Consider the following 20,479-nt stretch of genomic DNA (forward strand, 5'->3'; position numbering starts at 1 on the left):
CATCATAATCCTTTTTTTACATATCAAACCTTTCCATTTCTGTTTGTATTTCTGATATGCTATACTCTATTTTCTTAAGTGCCTCAGCTTGGGCTGACGTACTTTGAGCATTTTTATAAACACCGCTTGATATGTCGCGTATGGTTATTTTAATCTCATTTAATACTGCATTTATATTTTTCAGAGAATCCGCCGAATCAAATGATAATTTCCTTACTTCTTGAGCTACTATGGAAAAGCCACGTCCATACTCACCCGCCCTTGCAGCTTCTATAGCTGCATTAATTCCTAATAAATTTGTTTGATCTACTATGTGCTTAATTAGTGCTAAAACCTCATTTATATTATCGATTTTCAATTCTACTTCCTTTGAAAGCTCTTCCATGTTTTTTCCAGTTTCTGCTATTTTATCAGCCTCAAGTGCAGCTTGACTTATTGCCTCATATGCATTTTTTATTTTTTCTGCCATATTATTTATTATTTCTCTCTCATGAGCAATTTCAATGTTTTTTCTTATTTCATCCGCAACAATAATTGCCGCCATTTTTTGAAGGGGTTCAACTCTCTCGGGATCTCCGGTTATACCTATACAGCCTATTCTTCTTCCATCAAGCTCAATTGGACCGTTATACCCCGGCATAACGCCCTCCATTTTCTCAGCATCTTCTTCTGTGATAGATACAAAATCCGCCTCCATATTCATTATCTTCCTTGCACCTTCATGTACAGTGCCTAGTCGGTGTTCTTGCTTAGTAGCAATTATAATTCCTCTATCATCCATCACATTAACATTGTTTCCCGTAAGAGAAGATATGATATCTACTATCCTGTTTGCAAGTTCGATTGGTATATTGAACTTGTTTTTCATTCTTCCACTCCCTCCATATATAATCTTTAGTTTTCTTTAAATATCTCACTTTCACATACTAAGAGCAAGTATCATGATAGTATCGAACCGATATGGTTGAGATTTAGTTATAAAAGACAACCTTAATGCAACTAAATCTTTTTGTTTTTTTATGACCATAATAATTCAACTTTTCTCATGGTTGCACCCTCTCATACCTTACAGAATCTATGCTTTAAATCCTTTTGTTTGGTTGCATGAGGCGGATGCCAGCTTTGCTCCATAATATTTATGTTTCACTTGAACGCCTTAATCGTTTTCCAATTATACATCGATCATATTTCTAAGTAATTTTATGAAATCTCTCATATGAAATTAGGCTTGTGAGATTATCATATTAGTTAAGTTTTTGAAATTACATAATTTAGTCAGTTGTTGTAACAATAAGCCATTAGCAATTATGCTAATGGCTTATTTATTACTACTTTTTTGCAACATTTCTATGATTAGCTAACATATGCTGGTTGACTTTTGAACCAATTTCTTAAGTAAACATCATAACTTTCATAGTCACCTTAAATAGATGTTGTTAAATAATAATAATAATAAATTAAACTTTTCCTATCTCAGAAAAGTAGTTATCGCCAGAAAACGAATTTACTTTAATGAGTTATGGACGGAATATTACTTTTATTGCCGCATCATCTTTATCTGCCAACTCAAAACCAGCCTTAATATCATCAAGCTTGAATTGGTGAGTAATAAGAGATTTAATATCTATAAGCCCAAGCTGTACAGGTTTTAAAGCATCAAATGTCCATACATATCTATGGTGCCATGTGTGATGCACAAGGCATGTATTAATAAACTCAATTCCATCATCATGCCACCTACTTATATTTAAAGTCACAGGCTGTGTAATCCAACTATAGAATACAAATTTTCCATTATGTTTAATTATATCGCTTGCCATATTAAGGGACTCTTGAGTTCCCGCAGCTTCTATAACTACATCCGCACCCACACCTTTTGTAAGTTCGTCTATAATGTCTTTCACGTTTTCTTTTTTTGAGTTTATCGTAATATCAGCTCCAAGCTTTTTAGCTAGCTGAAGCTTCCCATCCAGAACGTCTACAACAATAACCTTAAAGGCACCTTTTTTCTTTACGCACTGAGCAATAATCTGGCCCGCAAAACCTCCACCCATTATTACTACAGTGTCACCTAGCTGAGTACCACTATTAAGCCCCGAATGCATTGCACAAGCTACTGGTTCGCCGAGACTTGCAATGTCCAAATCTAGTCCGTCTGGAACAGGTTGCAGTTGCCATGTCTTTGATTTAAAATACTCGGCATAATTATTATTCCACCCAAATGCCATAACTTTATCTCCTACTTTGTAATCTGTAACCTTACCCCCGACCTCAACTATTGTACCACCGCTTTCATGGCCTAGTTCAAATGGGTATTTTGGATCTTGCCTAAATTCAGAAGTTTTAGGTGGCATTAAGCCTCTATACATATTTTTATCTGAACCACATATGCCGATTAAATGATTTTTCACTATAACCTCATCTTCTCTACAAACTAATTCTTTTTCCACTAGTTCAATATCATAAGGGCCCTTTAACAGAGCAGCTTTTGTTATAATACTCATATTACATTTTCCTTTCTGTAAATTTTAAACTGACAATATTAACTAATTTTAATCGCTTTTTGGTTATATCAGATTAATTTATTAAAATAAAATCAAACGCTATATTATTGTAATTTTCTCTTTAAACTTGCTATCACCAGCACAAATAAATAATGGACTCATGTTTATTCAAATTCCCTTTTTAAAATTATTAAATTAATCCTATATAGTGAAGTATAATAGTGACTACAGCTCCAACAAAACCCGCAACTGTTGAAAACCCACCAATAGAAATAATACCCTGAGTCAGTGTCATATTTGACATTGAAGTTGTTACCCAAAAACCCGAGCTATTGGAATGTTTGAACATGAGTGCGCCTGTTCCACAGGCGAGAAAGGCTGCCAGTGGTGAAATATTCAGAATTTCTAACATAGGCTGAACGAGGGCTGCAGTTGTCATAACACCAAGAGTGTTGGAACCAGTTATAACATGTATAATAGCTGCCATTAAAATAGGTATAAGAATACCGGGTATAGCTGTATTTGCAACCGCCTCCGCAATATGCTCTGCGACCTTAGCATTTTTTATAAATATAGCAAGGGACCCACCAAGGCCAGTAACAATTATCGGCATCGCTGCAGTTCTAATTGATTCTTCTACCCAGTCATTAAGTACTTTTTTTGTTTTCCATTCGGGTCCTATGAGAATTGTAGATGTAAAACAAGCAATAAGAAGTGCTGTCAGTGGGTCACCCACAAAAGAAAATACATTAGCAGCTATAGATTTTGCAAAATATGTATTAAAAAAAGTGTTAAGCATTATTAAAATAATTGGAACAATAATTGGTATTAGTGATTTTGTCGTAGATGGAAGTACAACATCATCAGCGTTTTTCGCAGCTATAAGATACTCTTCTTTGGGCTGAACAGGTATTTTTAACCTTTCTAGATATAAAACACCAGCAATGATGGATGGAACCGAGACAATAATGCCCCATATAATTGCATCGCTAATTGGTAGTCCAAGTAATGCTGCCGCTGCAACTGGACCAGGTGTAGGTGGAACCAAGGAATGCGTTACTAACGCACCTAAATACAATGCGCCACCATATGAAATCATAGATTTACCTGTTTCTACTGCAAGCACTGATACAATTGGTATAAGTAGGATAACAACTGAGTCGGCAAACACAGGAATTCCTAATATAGCTGCACTTGCCGCTATAGCCCAAATAACATTTTTTGTGCCAAACATTCTAACAGTAGTCTTTGTTATGCTCACTGCAGCATTTGTTTGCTCCAATACTTTACCTAGAATACAACCAAGAAAAATTATAATAGCTATACTTTCTATTGTATTTGCAAAACCTTTATTAATTGTCCCCGCAATCTCTTCGAGAGGTGTGCCAATTGCAATACCAAGTATTATGACAGAAAGCAAGATACCCATTGCAGGATGAACTTTGAATTTAGAAATCAAAACTATCATCAAAACAATTGATGCCGCAAATGCAGTAAGTATATACGCTGTTGACATTAAAAGTACCCCCTATATTAATATTTTAAACTTGAATCTTAACTACATAATAATTTCTATTTCATAAAACATATATTTAAAACGTTTGTAGTAATCTTTTCTAATAAGACATCACCCATCCTCATCGCTTCTTCTAAGCTCATCGGCCTGCTAACTATGCTGAATAATGCTTCAATGCCTTCATTGTATAATTCTTCATAGCCTTCGCCTAAAGATCCCGATATACAAATAACTGGCTTATTGTGCTTTCTTGCTACTTTTGCAATACCAAGAGGAACTTTACCATAAAGTGTCTGATAATCTGTTGAGCCTTCGCCTGTTATTACAATGTCTGCCTCTTTAACTTTATCTTCCAATTTAACAAGTTCCATAATAAGGTTAATCCCCAGACGCAGCTCAGCCCGAAAAAAGGCCATCAGTGCCGCACCCAATCCGCCAGCAGCACCTGAGCCAGGAACATTTAACACATCTTTGTTAAATTGCTTTTGTATTGCAGTTGCAAAATGTTTTAAGTTTCTGTCTAAAATTTCTACCATTTCAGATGTTGCGCCTTTTTGCGGGCCATAAATGGCTGAAGCTCCATTCGGTCCGCATAGAGTATTTTTTACATCTGACGCTATCGTTATAATAGTATCATTAATCCGTGAATCTAGCGATGATATGTCGATTTTATTAATTTTATATAGTTCACCACCTCCAAAACCAATTTGTTTGCCCTCCTTATCTAAAAATTTTATACCTAAAGCTTGACACATTCCAACTCCACCATCATTAGTTGCACTGCCGCCAATGCCTATTATTATATTTTTGCAGCCAATATCAAGTGCCGCTTTTATCAATTCTCCAGTGCCATAGCTGGTAGTTTTCATGGGATTTCTTTCTTCTACTGTTAAGAGATTCAAACCTGAAGCAGCTGCCATTTCAATAACCGCGGTATTATCAGGTAAAACGCCAAAAAAAGAATCTATTTTCCTGCCTAATGGATCGAGAACTTTAGTTTGTATTATTTTACCTCCAATCGCACTTATAATAGCTTCAACAGTACCCTCTCCTCCATCGGCCATTGGAACTTTTATGATTTCAACATTCTCTTTGCAGGTTAGAGCTGCTTTTTTTATTCCACATTCTATTGCTTCTGCTGCTTGTATAGAAGTTAAGCTTCCTTTAAATGAATCAGGAGCTACAATTATCTTCATAAAAGCACCTACATTTCTTAGTATTTTCATATATTACAATCTAACAATAGAATATCAAAATTTCTAATAATTTGTTATGGCCATATTGTTTAATTTTTTGATGTTTTATAACTTTTTTTTAAACAGATTGCTTAGTGCGTTCGAAGCATCAATTAAACAAGCCTTTAAATTTAGAAAAGAATCTGTAGGTGTGTCCTCTATCATTGAATAATAAATAGAGTCCTTGACACGTATCAGGTTGGAAATCTAGTTAATCATAGAAATATTTTAATGAATTTAGGAAAGACAAACTACTCTCAGTTATATTAAGAGATTTTAAAAGGCAAGTCTTTACACTTTTTTAACCCAAATTTGAAGCAGATCGGCAGATGCTTATAAATACTTGATATCGGCAGGATGATCATCAAACCTACAAGCGTTAAATTTTGCTAATAACTTACTGCAATCCTTTACACTGCTTAAAAATAATGCTCTCGACCCGTACCTAAAAGGTGTTGGTTAAGAGCATTATTTTTTATGATCAAATGATTTGGTTTGTTTTTGAATTAAATGTAAATAGCGTTAGATTACCATAATGCAATTGGTTAAAAAAAGAATAAGATTCTCTCAGGATTTTTATATAATATAGACATTCCTAAGGAATTTTTTAGTGGTAAAAAATACTTCTATACTATGAAAAAATTATCTTTTTTAAAGCGTCTGCCTTAATCCTTTGTAAAATTTGTATAAATTGGTTTTGTGCTACGAATGAATTAGCTGAATATCATTTTGAAGGGTTCTATAGATATTTTTATCATCCAGCGCTTTGTATAATTCATTTTTTCTCCAAGCTATTTTTTTATATTTTTCTACATTTTCCATATTGGGGGTATAGGTTATCTTATCTTTTTCTTTTTGTATTTTTTGAAGCGCTATTTCATATGAAGCATAGATTCCTAAGGTGACCATAGCACTAATCGCTGCTCCAAACGAAGTTGCTTCACTGTTTTTAAATTTAACTACCTGCTTATTAAATGCATCTGCCTGGATTTCATTAAAAACATCAAATTTTGTTAAACCACCTGCTATTGTTACTGTATGTATTTCTGCTTCTGTTACCTGTTCTAGTAATTTTATATTCTCTGCTAATTCTAAGGTTATACCTTCTAATGCAGATCTAGCTATGCTTGCGCGTTTTGTCCCCAGCGTTAAATTAAAAATCAATCCCGTTGCCAATGGATTCCAGTAAGGAGCTGCACTACCTTCAAAGTGCGGAAGCATTACTACACCATCAGATCCCACAGGCGCTTGCTCTACTTCTTTATTTATTTGTACAAAATTTTCATCATCTTTATAGAATTGTTCTTTTACCCAGCCATAAATAGAGCCCGTTGTCAAAACTCCAGCTTCAACAATCCACTTTCCTGGTATTGCTGCAGCACTACATAGTGTCCTAGTATTGTTTTTATCAAAAATTGGTTTATCAGAATACATAATGATAAACGATCCTGTACCCGTATTTACTTCCACAATACCAGGTTTTATAACATTAAGAGCGATAGCTGCACACTGTTGATCTCCACCTGATATTATCACTGGAATTCCTGTTTTTAGATTAGTCAGCTTAGATACTTCCTCAGACATTTGCCCTACAATACTGCCGGGAGGACATAGCTCTGGCAAAAGAGACTTATCTAGTCCTACCTGGTCAATGATACTATCGTCCCACTTAAAATTCGAGATATTCATTAACATTGTCCTGGAAGCTTGGGTCCAATCGGTTACATACTTATTTGTTAATAGAAAAATAATGTAGTCTTGTACGCCGATAAGTTTATATGTTTTTTTGTATATCTCCGGTTTTTCTTGCTTCAACCATATCATCTTAGGCAAGGAAAAATATGGGTCTAAAACTAATCCGGTTTTTTTGTATAGTTCCTCGCTACTAATTATTTTATTAATATCTGAACATTGTTTGTAACTACGCTTATCTTGCCACATTATTGCATCATATAACGGTTGGTTTTCACGATCAACCGGTATCACAGATGCTCTTTGAGAGGTTACGCATATAGCCTCTAAGTCTATATTTTGTTGTTTTACATATTCAGAGATACAATTTAACACATTATATAATGCTCTCTTCCATGTTAGAGGATCTTGTTTTACAATATTTGGTGGTTTGTACTCTACTTTATAATGCTCTTGACAAGAATAAATCAATTTACCTCTTTCATCATAAATAATCCCTCTCATACTCGAAGTGCCTACATCTAGCGAAAGAATATACATTTCAAAGATCACCTTGCTTCCATTTTTTAAACTTGTCTGGTCATACTGTTTAATAAGTGTATTTTCAATCCACAAGCACCATAAAAGGTTTTACAATTAACGTAATTCTATATATTACTTTTCATCAGGCTCTTTAGAATATTTATAGGCCAGGCAATATGCCGGCAAACATATTCAGTATCAAAACTATAATGAATCCTGTGAATCCAGCTATAAAGCCGCCAATTGTCCATGCTTCGATATTTTTCTTAAGCGGAAATCCTGAAAATCTATTTACTACCCAAAATCCCGAATCATTTGGTAATGATAAACCTATGCCACCGCAGCATATTGCAAGGCCAACCAACACAGGTGAAACACCCAATTCATATGCCATTGGTCCTAGAATAGAAGATGTTGTAACCAATGCAACAGTAGTTGACCCCTGAGCAGCTCTTAAAATTTGACTTAATAAGAAAGCAAGAACTATTATCGAAACATTCCACCCCGAAAGTAATTCGACTATATATGAGCCTATCCCGCTTTTGTTGATAACATTTCCTAAAGAACCACCGGCACCTGTAATCAATAAAATCAACCCGGCTTGTTCAGCAGCTGCAGCTATAATATCTTCAACGGGTTTTTCAAGATATGGTTTCAGGCAAAGCGATGCGATAATAACGGATATTAGTAGAGCAATATTCTTGTCTCCAATAAAAGCAAAGAATGTCGAAAACACTGAATCGGGGTTTAATAGAGATGTCATTAATGTTCCTAGTAATATTAACACTATAGGCAATAACAACAATATAATAGATAGAGTTCCTGACGGTCTAGCGGAAGTATCTTGTTCGCAATTTGAATCAATTACGTCTTCCACTTCTTTTTCATCATACGGATATTTTTTACCTAAATATTTTCCATATATATATCCACCAATTAGAGAAGCCGGAATTGCTACAATTAAAGAATAAAATGCAAAAACTCCAACATTAACACCCATATTACTTGCAACAGCGATAGGTCCTGGTGTTGGTATAACAAGGCTATGTGTTACTATCAAGCCTACCGATAATGCTGCCACAAATGTAATAAATGAAATTTTCGTTTTTTTAGACAACTCCTTAATCAAGGGAACAAGTATAACAAACGCTGCATCGAAAAATACTGGAATAGAAACTAAAAAACCTGTCATGTTTATTGCCAAAGGAGACTTTTTTACCCCAACTTTGCTTAATAGAGCATTAGCAATTTGTTCTGTAGCTTTTGATGCTGATAAAAGTTCACCTAAAATAATGCCTAGACCTATCATGATTCCAATACCTTTTAGTGTAGACCCAAATCCTCCTGTAATTGTCTCCGGTATTTCACCTATAGGTATTCCTACCATGAATGCAATTAGCAAGGAAGTTAACAGTAATGCAATGAATGGATTAACCTTATATTTGATTATTGAAAGAAGTATAAACACTATACTTAATAGAAATATTACTATTAACAGTGGACCTTGAACCATTTAATATTACCTCCTCTTTTTATTTTTATTTTTCTTTATATTTCCTACTCATCCTTAAAGTTTCGCCGAGGTAACAGTGATTACACTTACAAGGGAATATAGTTATAGATAAAATATGTATTTCTATAGTGTGAACTAAATTGTTTGGAAACGATTTTTTTATGTTGCAACACTATAGAATTTTCTATGTCTAAATAGGTAACCCTATATGACCACATCCTCTTTCAAAGAAATAAGCAACAATCAAACTTCTATGCTAATTCATTCCCTATTTGTAATTATCTTATCAACCTATCTGTACCACCGTTATCTCAACTCAACTTTTATAATGAGATTGTAGGCTATAAAGTAAGCTGCTTATTCTCTGAAATCTTTTTTGGCCTAAGTTGCTTCATATATTTTGTTTTTTATCCTATTTATTTAAGATAGGCTTTAAAACCGCAATTTGCAGTCTTAATGACTTCATTTTTTATACTAAATTTCAAACTTCACTTTAAAATTCTTCTTGATAAAAACGAAATTGATTGATTTCAACGGTTCCTTTGGCATATCGTTATTAACTAGTTAAATAATTGATTGATTGGCTAAATTTGAAATATTTAAAATATATTCGAGCGTCAAGAGCACAATCACTTACTCTTGACGATTACATTTTGGCCTTAAAAATATTCTCTTTCTTCCTATTTATTATAAAATAGTTCCATGTATTTTTTTACGACTCTAGATCCTTCTTCCACTGCTATTGTGGACAATTCAGAAAAATGAGGAAGGGCTTCAGCTGTCAATAAAAATTTTTTCATTTTTTCAACAACGCTATAGGATATTTCTGTGTTTACGTTAATTTTGCAAATTCCCCTTTGAATACAGTTTCTAACTGTGTCTTCCGGTAATCCTGACCCACCATGCAAAACAAGAGGGATATCTGTTTTTTTGTAAATCTTATCTAAAATGTCTAGATTTATTCTGGGTTCCCCTTTATAAAAGCCATGCACAGTTCCTATAGAAACTGCCAAAGCATCCACATTGGTTTTTTCTATAAATTCTTTTGCTTTATCTGGATCGGTGTATATTTCATCATAGCCTTCTTCGGAAGAGTACGCACCTGCTTTTATTGAACCTAGCTCAGCTTCAACGGAAACACCAACTGCATGAGCAATATCGACAACACGTTTTGTTTTTTCGATATTTTCTTCAAAGGGCAACATTGAACCATCAAACATTACCGATGTAAATCCTGCTTGAATTGCTAGTAAAATATTTTCTATGTTTTTACAATGATCTAAATGTAATGCTACAGTTACTCTTTCTCTCTCAGCCATTTCATTAACCAGTTTATAAACCTCTTTGGGATGCATATTTTGGTAATATTTTTCGCCAAAAGCTACGATTGTTGAAATGCACATTTCTTTCGAAGATTTTATGACACTTTTTATTGTTTCATAATTATATACATTAAAAGACCCCACTGCATACTTCTTTTGCTTACAATCGCATAAAATTTCTTTTAGATTTACAATCACACTTTCAGCTCCTTTAACCATTTCTTCACATTTTCTTTTTCTAAAACCTCAGGATTTATGATAAAGTCTGCTTTTCCTTCAGATAAAAACTTTTCAATGTCCCTGACAAGAAGTTCTGGAGACCTAGTTAAAGCTTCCTTAGTGGTGCCCGCAATATGAGTTGTTAAGGTAACATTGTCAAGTTCTAGAAATTCGCTATTTTCAGGAAGTGGTTCTTCCCAAAATACATCCAAGCCAGCTCCGGCAATTTTTTTGTTTTTCAATGCATTAGTTAGAGCTTCCTGATCGATTAGTCCTGCTCTTGCTGTATTAATAAGATAGGCAGTAGGCTTCATTAACGAAAGTTCTTTTTCACTAACTAAATTCTTAGTATCTTTGCTTAATCTTGCATGAAGTGAAATAAAATCACTTTCTCTAAATAAAGTGTCTTTATCGACATGTCGGAAACCTAATTCTTCTACTTTTTCTTTTTTAACAAACGGATCATAGATTATTATATTTACACCAAAGCCTGAAAGTTTTTTTGCAACAAGTTTTCCAATATACCCAAAGCCAACAAGACCAACCGTTTTGCCATTAAGTTCTGGAGTCCAATCAGAATTAGAAAATTCTTTACGCCAAATCCCATTTTTTATAGCATGGTGTGCCCTAGCGATATTTCTGCATTCTGCTATCATCAATCCTACAGCAAAATCTGAAACAGCTTCAGCATTCCTACCTCTTACATTAAAAACAATAATACCTCTTCTAGTAGCTTCTTTTACATTAACATTTTCGAGGCCAGCTCTAGCTACTCCTACTATTTTTAGGTTCGGCATAAGATCCATATTTCTTTTGGACACAGGAACAAAAAGACCTAATAGCATCTCTGCATCTATAGCCTTTTCAATAAATGGTAGAACATCTTCCACTTCTGGACCATTTTTTTCTACAATTAACCTCCGTTCTTGTAATCTATCCCAATTCTCCTCCCAATTATATGCGTAAATCTCTTCTACATAATCAGACAGATATTTTCTTGTTGCTTTTTCGAAACCTTCTACTGGTATCATAGCATCTCCAACTAATAACGCTTTCATCTTTTTACTAGGCATAAAGTTTTCTCCTTTTTCTATTTTATTTATTGTAAATTTTTAACTTTTACTGGCAACTATTGGATACACTCTCATCACAAAATTCAACTAGCAAGCTCATTATTAATCTGACATGCTAGGGTAAAAATAATCTGATTTGGCGCACAAAAACTCGCAAGATAGCTATTACTATTCAAATATTGTTACAAATTACTAGATTTAACTTGACACCTCCTTTGCATGTTAGTCTTACAGTTAATTACTTTATTTTCTATTTATTTTTTCTTTTTCGCAACAGCAAGCCTTGATTTATTAACGTTTTCAATTGCCTCTTGTCCATACTTGAGAACTAAAATAATGTAGAGTATATCAATTATTACCAATTGTACAATTCTGGATACCATCGCGTCAGAACGATATTTTCGTTCGCTTGTAGAGCTTAGCAAGAGCTCGTCAGACATTTTAGCTAAAGTTGAGTTTGGATAACTTGTAATGGAAACAACTTTAGCTTTGTTCTTTTTTGCTATTTCTACTGCATCCAAAATCTCTTTACTTTCGCCTGAATGTGAAATAGCAAAAATCAAATCTTTATTTTTAGTTTGAGATCCTTGTATGCTCATAATATGAGAATCATTGCAAAAACTTACATTAAGCCCTATTCGCAAAAATTTATGGAAGGCATCATATGCTATTGCTCCAGATGCTCCTACACCAAAAAACAGCACCCTATTTGCATTACAAATTAGATTTACCACTGATTCGATGGCATTATCCGGTAAAATATCAGCTAAATCTTGTATAGAAGTGTTTGTCGAATAAATTACTTTATTTTTAATTTCTTCAATAGAGTCGTTTGGCTCCACATCTTCATAGATAATTTTTGAAGGACTTGATGACGATTCTTGGGCTATCCTCACTTTAAATACTTGGTAGGAATTAATACCAAGTTTACGCAAAAATCTCATTATGGTTGTTTCACTGGTGTTGCACTTTTCTGCTAAGTCATTTATAGTCATTAATGCAATATCCCCACCACTATTTAAAACTGTATCTGCTATCTTTTGCTGAACTGGAGATAAGGTATTATATTTTACTCTTATATCAGTAAATATACCGATTTTTTTCAACTCCCATCGTTGTATAGTAGTAATTTTTTTACTCTAATATAGTAATTCTACGATTTTTTTAAAAATCCTTCTTTTTATTTAAATTTATAATAAATTATTTTATACTAAAACACTCATATTAATTTGGCAGCGTTAGTTCAGGGTGGATGTTGGCTAAAAAAACATACTTATGCAAGAATTATATAAAAATATCACATAGAAGAAATTTAGCTTTATTTTAGACGACTAAATTCGCAATACCATATTATAAATTGTAGCCATGCCAATCTACTTATCAGTAAGTTTCAGTAGACACAATAATTACTAATAATCGGCTTTAACGGATTTATTAAAGTTTCAGCAATTAGAATTTACAATAAAAAATAACACCCATTTAGTCGTTGCTGTATTTAACAACTGAGCTATATGGGTGTTTATTCCTATTTTTTAATGCATTTTTCATTTAAGTAACCATTAGGATAAGTTTCTTAGAATAGATCTTTATTATCTATGTGGTCCATGTCATCAAATGCTTGATTTTCACCTACCATTCCCCATATAAAGGTGTACTTTTGAGTTCCGACGCCTGAATGAATAGACCAGGAAGGTGAAATTACGGCTTCTTCGTTTCTCATTATAATGTGTCTGGTTTCTTGAGGTTCTCCCATCATATGAAATACCAATGCATCATCAGCCATATCAAAATAAATGTATACTTCCATCCTGCGATCGTGTGTATGACAAGGCATTGTATTCCACACACTGCCTTCTTTAAGCATTGTCATACCCATTAGTAATTGGCATGACTCACACACATTCGGATGTATGTATTGATATATGGTTCGTTCATTTAGCTCCTCTTTCGAACCTAAAGTAACTGGATTTGCTTCCTTAATATTTATTTTAACAGTTGGGAAGGTTTTATGTGCCGGCGCAGAATTTATATAAAACTTTGCAGGCTTGCTTTTATCTATTGATTTAAAAACTATATCTTTTGTTCCCTTACCTACATAAAGTCCATCTCTTGCTCCTAGCTCATAATCTTTTCCATCAAGAGAAACAATGCCTTTTTCTCCAATATTGATAACTCCAAGCTCTCTTCTTTCAAGAAAGTATTCTGCTCCTATTTCTTTTCCTGCTTCTAGTTTTAACTCTCTTTCAGCAGGGCAGACTGAACCTGCAATTATCCTATCAAAGTGAGAATATACTAATCTAATATCATCTTTCTTGAAAAGCCCATCAATATGATACTCTTCTCTAAGCCTCGCAGTATCATAACTTTTTGCATCTTTGTTACTTGAAGCGTATCTAACATCCAGCATTTAATAAACCTCCAATTAGAATTTTATTATATAAATTTTTTATTAATGTTTTTCTTTAATGATTACTGCTGCGGCAACCGAATCGGCGATAAATTAAACTATATCACCATTTGGATTTTATCTAGCTTGCTTTATTTTCTCTATCAGCTCTTCGTATTCTCCTGCGTATTTGTCGTATAACGGTGCCATCGCATCTTGCCACATTTTCATATCTTCAACTTCAGTAATAATACAGCCATGAGCTATTACTTTTTCTTCAGCCATTTTCTCATATTGTTTCCATGCTTCTCTTTGAACGTCTTGAGAAGCTCTAGCCGCTTCTTTTATAATTGCCCTATCTTCTTCACTTAATTTATCCCATAATGCCTTAGACGCAATGACCACCTCAGGAACTCTGGTATGATGGTCAAGCGTAAAATACTTTGCAACTTCATAGTGAGAAGTTGTATAATAACTCGGATAGTTATTTTCTGCTCCCTCAATTACTCCTGTTTGCAGCGCACTGTACACTTCGCCGAAAGGCATCGGTGTTGCAGATGCGCCAAGACACTCAATTAGTTCAACCATAATCTCAGATTGCTGGATTCTTATTTTCATTCCCTTCATATCTGCAGGAGTTCTTACTTCTCTTATTCTATTGTAAAAGCTCCTGGAACCGTTATCATAATAAGTAAGGCCGATCATATCGTCTTTTTCTAATCCATCTAGAATCTCCTCACCGATAGGGCCGTTCATTACCCTCCAAAAGTGGTCTTCATCATCGAACAGGTAAGGCATGGAAAAAACTCCTAAATACTTTGAAAACTCTGATAATGGTTGAGAATTAATCCTTGCAAAATCTATTCCGCCCAGCTGAACGGCCTCGATTACAGACTTCTCATCTCCTAATTGTCCGCCAGCATAAACATCAATCTTTATTCTGCCATTCGTCTTCTCCTCAACAATTCTTGCCATTTCCTTATCGCCAATAGTTGTGGGGTAATCTTCAGGCTGGACTTCTGCAAGCTTTAATACCATTGTTTCTTGTTTGGTTTCTTCTTGGGTATCCTCATCCTGCTCACCCTTCGGCGGCCCCTGACCGCATCCACTTAATGCTATAAATAGCACCAGTAAACACACTAACACTAAAACATGTTTTTTAAAATAAGATGCTGACATAAATTTCTTCCCCCTTTCTGTTTTTATTAACTACTTCTATTATTATTTTTAAATATTTCATGTATGACTTAAAGAATAATTAAAGTAGCCCAGGCAACTTATGGTCCAGAACAATTTCATATATATAAGGGTGCCCTTAATTGTAAATTTCTCGGCATCCTTAGTGTCCACTTTACCTGTGTATTTCAAAGCGAAAGGGGGATTTATACTATAAAACTGTTTATTATATATGTGTCAGCTTTTATGATCAGACATTTTACAATATAAATTCTTTATTCAACACAGTTTCACGTATTTAGTTTTGAATTTAATATATCTATTTTTCTTTTAGAAATAATCCCTCCTTATTTTTAGTCGTAATTTTGCTATTTCCTTTTAAGTCAATGCGTTTTTAGCTTATTATCTTGCCAGCCACCCCCCATCTACGCATAAAATATGCCCGGTTACATAATTTGATGCCTCTGAAGCAAGATAAACTACAGCACCTTTTAAATCTTCAGGAAGTCCCCATCTAGCTGCGGGTATCCTCTCAATGATAGATTTGTTTCTTCCCTCGTCTTTTCTAATCGGCTCTGTATTATTAGTATCCATATACCCTGGAGCAATGGCATTTACATTGATATTGTATGCGGCCCACTCATTTGCTAATGTTTTTGTTAAAGAAGCAACTCCTCCCTTGCTGGCGGCATAAGATGGCACAAGTATGCCTCCTTGAAATGATAACATCGATGCGATATTAATTATTTTACCTCCGTTATTTTTTATCATTTCTCTTGCCGCAGCCTGACTTAAGAAGAACACTGTCTTTAGGTTTAAATTCATTACATCATCCCAGTCTTTTTCAGTAAATTCAACAGACGGAGCTCTTCTAATTATTCCGGCATTATTTACTAGGATGTCTATCTTATTAAATTCGTTTAAGGTTTTTTCAATTATTTCAGGTATCAGACCTATATCAGAGAGTTCGACCTCAATAGAAAGGCATCTTCTGCCTAATCTTTTAATCTCATTCTCAGTTTCCGGCATAGGTGAATGATTTACGATAACAAGATCTGCTCCGGCTTCAGCCAGTCCGACAGCCATTCCTTGACCTAAGCCCGTTCTGGCACCAGTTACTATAGCTACCTTCCCTGATAAATCAAATTTTTCTAATATCATTTAAATTCCTCCTAAAATCATTTTTATTTTTAATTATATTACCCAGCTTTCCTACCTTGCTGCATTTATTTTGGAAAAATAAATTAAATTTGTTTGCTCGAAAGTGTTGATTTATCAAGGTTCGCTCCGGAAATTTAGGCTGGGAAAGTTGAGTACGTCATTTTAATTCAAAGCCCTTGCACCACCAAAACCAAAACTCTCGTGGTTTCTTCGGTCACCTTAAATCTATCGTCAATCCTCATGCCGCCTACCCAAATAATATTACCTCCTGCTTCTACAATAGGTATTTGATTTCTTTTTCTTTGGGGAATCTTTTCGTCAATAAAGAAATCTTTCAATTTTTTAAATCCAATGCACCCAAGGGGTTTGAATCTATCTCCGGGTCTTCGGTTTCTTACAACTAAATTCGAATTGATTTTATCATAATCTAAGCAGGCAATTGTCGGCTCGGTGTTTATTTTAGTTTTTTCGCCGTAAGTTTCTATATATGCTTTTAAGGTAATACCTGTTTCCCGTATATTTATCTCGCCGGGAACTTCAAGGATGTAACAATAATCGGCGGGATAATCAAAAACTTCTTTTGAAAGAATGCAATGCTCATACTCCTTCAATCCCTGAAGGTTTTTAGGCAGGTCAAGCAAACTGCCTGGTAAAGCTCTTTCGATAAAGTCCACTAATAATTTTGCATGCCTTGCTTCAAAATCTTTTACATCCCCTGTAAGGTTCTCAACTGCTAGCCTTGTCAAGCGGTATTTAATAGCTTCATGCAGCTTGGAAAACTTTTTTACATCTATTATCACTTTTGCAGGCTCATACCTGATTACATTTGCATGGGCTTTTTCTGTTTCTTGTTCCATAAAGGAAAGGTCTCTCCTGGCAATCTCCGATAGGCGCCGCAAGGATTGTCCTAAATGAGGACAATATTTTTTTCTTATAAGCGGCATAAGTTCAAGGCGGATACTGTTTCTGAAATAATCTGTGGTAAGATTTGTGGCATCGATTCTGAAGGGAATTTCCTTATGTTTAAGATATCTTTCAATATCTTCTCTTGGTATCTCGATAAGCGGTCTTATGTAGCAGTCTCGAACCGGTTCTATGCCGATGAGTCCGTCCAGCCCGGCACCCCTGAATATATTCATAAGTATCGTTTCTTCATGGTCATTTCTATTATGCCCGGTGGCTACCTTTTGAGCACCTGTTTGTTTTTTGACTCGTTCGAAAAAATCATACCGCACACGCCGTGCCGCATCTTCAGGAGAAAGGCCTGATTTTTTGACATATTCAGGTACATTGATATTTTCACTAAAAAGGGGAACACCCCATCTATCACATAAAGTCTTTACAAAGCAGGCATCCTCTTCTGATTCCCGCCCGCGAAACATATGATCCAAATGAGCAGCATAAAGACTGATATCTAATTCACTCTTGAAGGTCATAAAAAGGTGAAGCAGACAAACAGAATCAGGCCCGCCGGAAACTGCCACAATGACTTTATCTTTCTTTTGAATCATATTATATTTTCTTGTGGTTTCTAAAAAATGCTGTAGAATATCCATCTTCTTATATTTCTTCCTATAATATTTTTTTACATTTCCCAAAGTTCTATTTATTTTAAGCTAAAACTACAATAGTAAGTATTGCTCAATATGAAAAAAATAACATCTACACTAATAATAAGCTTTGTTAAAATAAATATCAACCCGGAAAGTTTGATATGAGTTTTCTGCTACCTCCTTGTGATAAAACCGTTTTGCATAACTAACTTAACTTTTTTTCCCATATTCTTGCCGCAAGGACGGTCATATCGTCCCTTATGCTGTTCTTTTCCTTTGCCTTCTTTAAAACTTTTTCAGCCATTTCTTGAGGGTTAGCTGTTTTTGTTTCACGCAGAAATCGGCTGAGCATTTCCTCGCCATTTTGTCCGTTTGAGAATGCATCTATGATTCCATCTGTTACCATTACTATCATATCGCCCGGCCGCACTGTTTTTTCGGTAATCTTAGGAGAAATTTCATCTATTATTCCTAAAGGCAGGCTGCCGCCTTTAATCATTTCTATCTTTGTACCACGTTTTATAAATCCTGCCGGTGCACCGGCTTTAATAAATTTTGCTATCCCACTTGCTGTATCAATCAGAACCATATCTATAGTTGAAAAGCTTTCATCGCGATTAACCGCAATCATGGCCGAATTGGTTACCTTTAGCACTGTTTCCTGAGCACATCCTGCTTCTGACAGTCGTTCCAACAATGTCAGTGTTTTTTCGCTATGCCGTGCCGCATTTTCTCCTACGCCCATACCATCACATAAAGCTAGCATATACCTGCCTTCCTTTAATTCCAAATAAGAAAATCCATCTCCCGAAACATTTTGACCTTCTTTCGCTACACCAGCCACTCCTACACATACATCCAGCACCCCATTTGATGTAATCTTTAAACGGCACATCGAATTTCCGCTTTTTAACGGACAATCTACGACTTTAGTGCTCATTTTTCTGCCTAGCGCATCAGATACCGCCGTTGGAATTAAGGTTTTACACTGCTTGCTATTTTCACATGGATGTTTTATTATGTTAACACATAATCTGTTATTGCTATAATCGGTATATATTCGCTCTACATCTATATCCAATCCGGAAAGTCTTTCTAAAAGTTCATCATCTATATTTATTTCATAGTCCTCTTCCCATGCACCTGCTGCCATTGCCTCGACTACATCCGCCGCTCTTGCGAAATATTCCTGTATTAATTCTTGGTTATACTTTATAATATTATCCATCTGACATGTTATCTTAAAAAGATTACTGCTTTCTTTGACAATCTCCTTTATCTTTTCGGTTTGACTGCAGCGAGATTTAAACAGAAAGGGAATCTCCTTTCTATCATATATTCCTTCATGATGTTTAATTAATGTATAAAAAGCTCCCATTGTGCGTTTAAGTTCTTTTTCCCAACAAATCCTGCGCATACCGCAATCCGAACAAATCATAAGCTGCACTTTACGACAGACAGAGTCCAGATATTCCGACGGTAGAACTCGGTCTTCATCTTTCACAAAAATCTCTTTAAATACACCTCCCAGGTCATTTAACAGTGAAGCTAATTCGTGAAGTCGATCTCTTGCTCGTTCTTCAAGATTGTAGGCTTTTATTTGTGCATCGTTACAAGGGTTGCTAATGTATAACTTTACTCTTTTTATCATGGCTTGCGGTAAAATTAAAAGCAATGCAAAAGATGCGGCTAAAGTCTTCGGTGATATTATAAGTGTACCTATAGAATTTACATGAAAATTGTATAATAAATACCCCAATGAAAAGCCCGTTATCACACCAATTTTCCCAAGTTTATTAAAAGCGCCTGATACAAGACCTGAAAACGCCATTATAGCAGTTGACCATGGTGACAGGCTCAAGGAAAAACCGGTTATCCCTACGATGATTCCTGCTGCCGCTCCTGCTCCGGAACCATTTGCCAATGCCAGCAATAAAACTAAAAATACCCCTATAATATCACGAACATTCATGTTTAAAAATACGAAATTTCTGGCAATAGACAGGATTACCCCTGACAGCATAACCATACATATATTTCTTTCTATAGGTTGAACCTGCTCATTAAATATCCAAGGCATACCTCCTGAAATCATAAATGTCATAACACAAGCCATGCCTGATTCTAATATAAGCAAAAATATGTCATATGGTGAAACTGCACGATTAATCAAAAATACCGCACCTGCAAACATATTTGAAACAAACACTGCTGTGCCAAATAAAAATTCATTTTTCCAATTTATCCTATTTAATTGATTATAAATCAGCAGAAAAATACCCATTGCACATAAGTATCGAAATGATGATAGACTTTTCATTGCCATTAAGGTGCCTAAAAATGAAAAAATTCCGGGGAGTATATATTCTTTTCGATAAAGTAAATTTGCTGCCATAAAAGAAAGGGCGAAGGGATAAAGCCCGTTTATAGAGGCCATGCCAAAAAGATAAGCAATTATGCCTACCGGTATAACTTCCTTGGCTAAAGGTTTTAACGATGCTGATGCAAAAGGTGTATTTTGAGATTCATGCGATTTTTGCCCCAAATAATCATACCACTTGAGCTGTGCTCGGTTAATCAAGTTTATCCACCTTCCTTGATGTATTC

Annotated in this window: 14 protein-coding genes; all 14 read right to left on the reverse strand. The window is 34.9% G+C overall.

Going from position 1 to position 20,479, the window contains the following annotated elements; all coding sequences use genetic code 11:
• Positions 1-16: 16 nt before the first annotated feature.
• Positions 17-868 carry a sugar diacid recognition domain-containing protein gene (locus TEPIRE1_RS10635; protein ID WP_013779181.1) on the reverse strand — a complete coding sequence of 284 codons (852 nt, stop codon included), beginning with the start codon at positions 866-868 and terminating at the stop codon, positions 17-19.
• Between the two features lie 649 nt (positions 869-1,517).
• On the reverse strand, positions 1,518-2,504 hold the full coding sequence (locus tag TEPIRE1_RS10640) for a zinc-dependent alcohol dehydrogenase (protein ID WP_013779182.1): 987 nt from the start codon (positions 2,502-2,504) through the stop codon (positions 1,518-1,520).
• A 190-nt stretch (positions 2,505-2,694) separates the two neighbouring features.
• Positions 2,695-4,020, reverse strand: coding sequence for a GntP family permease (locus tag TEPIRE1_RS10645; protein WP_013779183.1), 1,326 nt, complete (start codon positions 4,018-4,020; stop codon positions 2,695-2,697).
• A gap of 56 nt (positions 4,021-4,076) precedes the next feature.
• Positions 4,077-5,216 carry a glycerate kinase gene (locus TEPIRE1_RS10650; RefSeq protein ID WP_013779184.1) on the reverse strand — a complete coding sequence of 380 codons (1,140 nt, stop codon included), beginning with the start codon at positions 5,214-5,216 and terminating at the stop codon, positions 4,077-4,079.
• A 741-nt stretch (positions 5,217-5,957) separates the two neighbouring features.
• On the reverse strand, positions 5,958-7,487 hold the full coding sequence (locus TEPIRE1_RS10655) for an FGGY-family carbohydrate kinase (protein ID WP_041591447.1): 1,530 nt from the start codon (positions 7,485-7,487) through the stop codon (positions 5,958-5,960).
• A 142-nt stretch (positions 7,488-7,629) separates the two neighbouring features.
• Positions 7,630-8,982, reverse strand: a complete 1,353-nt coding sequence (locus TEPIRE1_RS10660; RefSeq protein WP_013779186.1) for a GntP family permease — start codon at positions 8,980-8,982, stop codon at positions 7,630-7,632.
• A gap of 680 nt (positions 8,983-9,662) precedes the next feature.
• A complete protein-coding gene (locus TEPIRE1_RS10665; RefSeq protein WP_013779187.1) occupies positions 9,663-10,502 on the reverse strand; it encodes a class II fructose-bisphosphate aldolase in 840 nt (279 codons plus the stop codon).
• Positions 10,499-11,596: a 2-hydroxyacid dehydrogenase gene (locus TEPIRE1_RS10670; RefSeq protein ID WP_013779188.1), complete on the reverse strand. Its 1,098-nt coding sequence runs from the start codon at positions 11,594-11,596 to the stop codon at positions 10,499-10,501. Before TEPIRE1_RS10670 ends, TEPIRE1_RS10665 begins: the two co-directional genes overlap by 4 nt.
• A 254-nt stretch (positions 11,597-11,850) precedes the next feature.
• Positions 11,851-12,702: a MurR/RpiR family transcriptional regulator gene (locus TEPIRE1_RS10675; RefSeq protein ID WP_013779189.1), complete on the reverse strand. Its 852-nt coding sequence runs from the start codon at positions 12,700-12,702 to the stop codon at positions 11,851-11,853.
• Between the two features lie 467 nt (positions 12,703-13,169).
• The gene (gene kduI / locus TEPIRE1_RS10680; RefSeq protein WP_013779190.1) at positions 13,170-14,003 is read right to left on the reverse strand and encodes a 5-dehydro-4-deoxy-D-glucuronate isomerase; all 834 of its coding nucleotides are present in this window, start codon (positions 14,001-14,003) and stop codon (positions 13,170-13,172) included.
• 117 nt (positions 14,004-14,120) lie between these two features.
• Positions 14,121-15,161 (reverse strand): TRAP transporter substrate-binding protein, encoded by a 1,041-nt coding sequence (locus TEPIRE1_RS10685; RefSeq protein WP_013779191.1) that lies wholly within the window; start codon positions 15,159-15,161, stop codon positions 14,121-14,123.
• Between the two features lie 399 nt (positions 15,162-15,560).
• Complete coding sequence (gene kduD / locus TEPIRE1_RS10690) at positions 15,561-16,319, reverse strand: 2-dehydro-3-deoxy-D-gluconate 5-dehydrogenase KduD (protein WP_013779192.1); 759 nt, start codon at positions 16,317-16,319, stop codon at positions 15,561-15,563.
• Between the two features lie 167 nt (positions 16,320-16,486).
• Complete coding sequence (gene tilS / locus TEPIRE1_RS10695; RefSeq protein WP_013779193.1) at positions 16,487-17,875, reverse strand: tRNA lysidine(34) synthetase TilS; 1,389 nt, start codon at positions 17,873-17,875, stop codon at positions 16,487-16,489.
• Positions 17,876-18,077: 202 nt separating this feature from the next.
• On the reverse strand, positions 18,078-20,453 hold the full coding sequence (gene spoIIE, locus TEPIRE1_RS10700; protein WP_013779194.1) for a stage II sporulation protein E: 2,376 nt from the start codon (positions 20,451-20,453) through the stop codon (positions 18,078-18,080).
• Positions 20,454-20,479 lie beyond the last annotated feature (26 nt).

The organism is Tepidanaerobacter acetatoxydans Re1, from assembly GCF_000328765.2.
GTDB lineage: Bacteria > Bacillota > Thermosediminibacteria > Thermosediminibacterales > Tepidanaerobacteraceae > Tepidanaerobacter > Tepidanaerobacter acetatoxydans.

Coding starts and splice junctions, on each gene's coding strand:
- TEPIRE1_RS10635 (WP_013779181.1), bottom strand. CDS start 868: ATGAAAAACAAGTTCAATATACCAATCGAACTTGCAAACAGGATAGTA.
- TEPIRE1_RS10640 (WP_013779182.1), bottom strand. CDS start 2,504: ATGAGTATTATAACAAAAGCTGCTCTGTTAAAGGGCCCTTATGATATT.
- TEPIRE1_RS10645 (WP_013779183.1), bottom strand. CDS start 4,020: ATGTCAACAGCGTATATACTTACTGCATTTGCGGCATCAATTGTTTTG.
- TEPIRE1_RS10650 (WP_013779184.1), bottom strand. CDS start 5,216: ATGAAGATAATTGTAGCTCCTGATTCATTTAAAGGAAGCTTAACTTCT.
- TEPIRE1_RS10655 (WP_041591447.1), bottom strand. CDS start 7,487: ATGTATATTCTTTCGCTAGATGTAGGCACTTCGAGTATGAGAGGGATT.
- TEPIRE1_RS10660 (WP_013779186.1), bottom strand. CDS start 8,982: ATGGTTCAAGGTCCACTGTTAATAGTAATATTTCTATTAAGTATAGTG.
- TEPIRE1_RS10670 (WP_013779188.1), bottom strand. CDS start 11,596: ATGCCTAGTAAAAAGATGAAAGCGTTATTAGTTGGAGATGCTATGATA.
- kduI (WP_013779190.1), bottom strand. CDS start 14,003: ATGCTGGATGTTAGATACGCTTCAAGTAACAAAGATGCAAAAAGTTAT.
- TEPIRE1_RS10685 (WP_013779191.1), bottom strand. CDS start 15,161: ATGTCAGCATCTTATTTTAAAAAACATGTTTTAGTGTTAGTGTGTTTA.
- kduD (WP_013779192.1), bottom strand. CDS start 16,319: ATGATATTAGAAAAATTTGATTTATCAGGGAAGGTAGCTATAGTAACT.
- tilS (WP_013779193.1), bottom strand. CDS start 17,875: ATGGATATTCTACAGCATTTTTTAGAAACCACAAGAAAATATAATATG.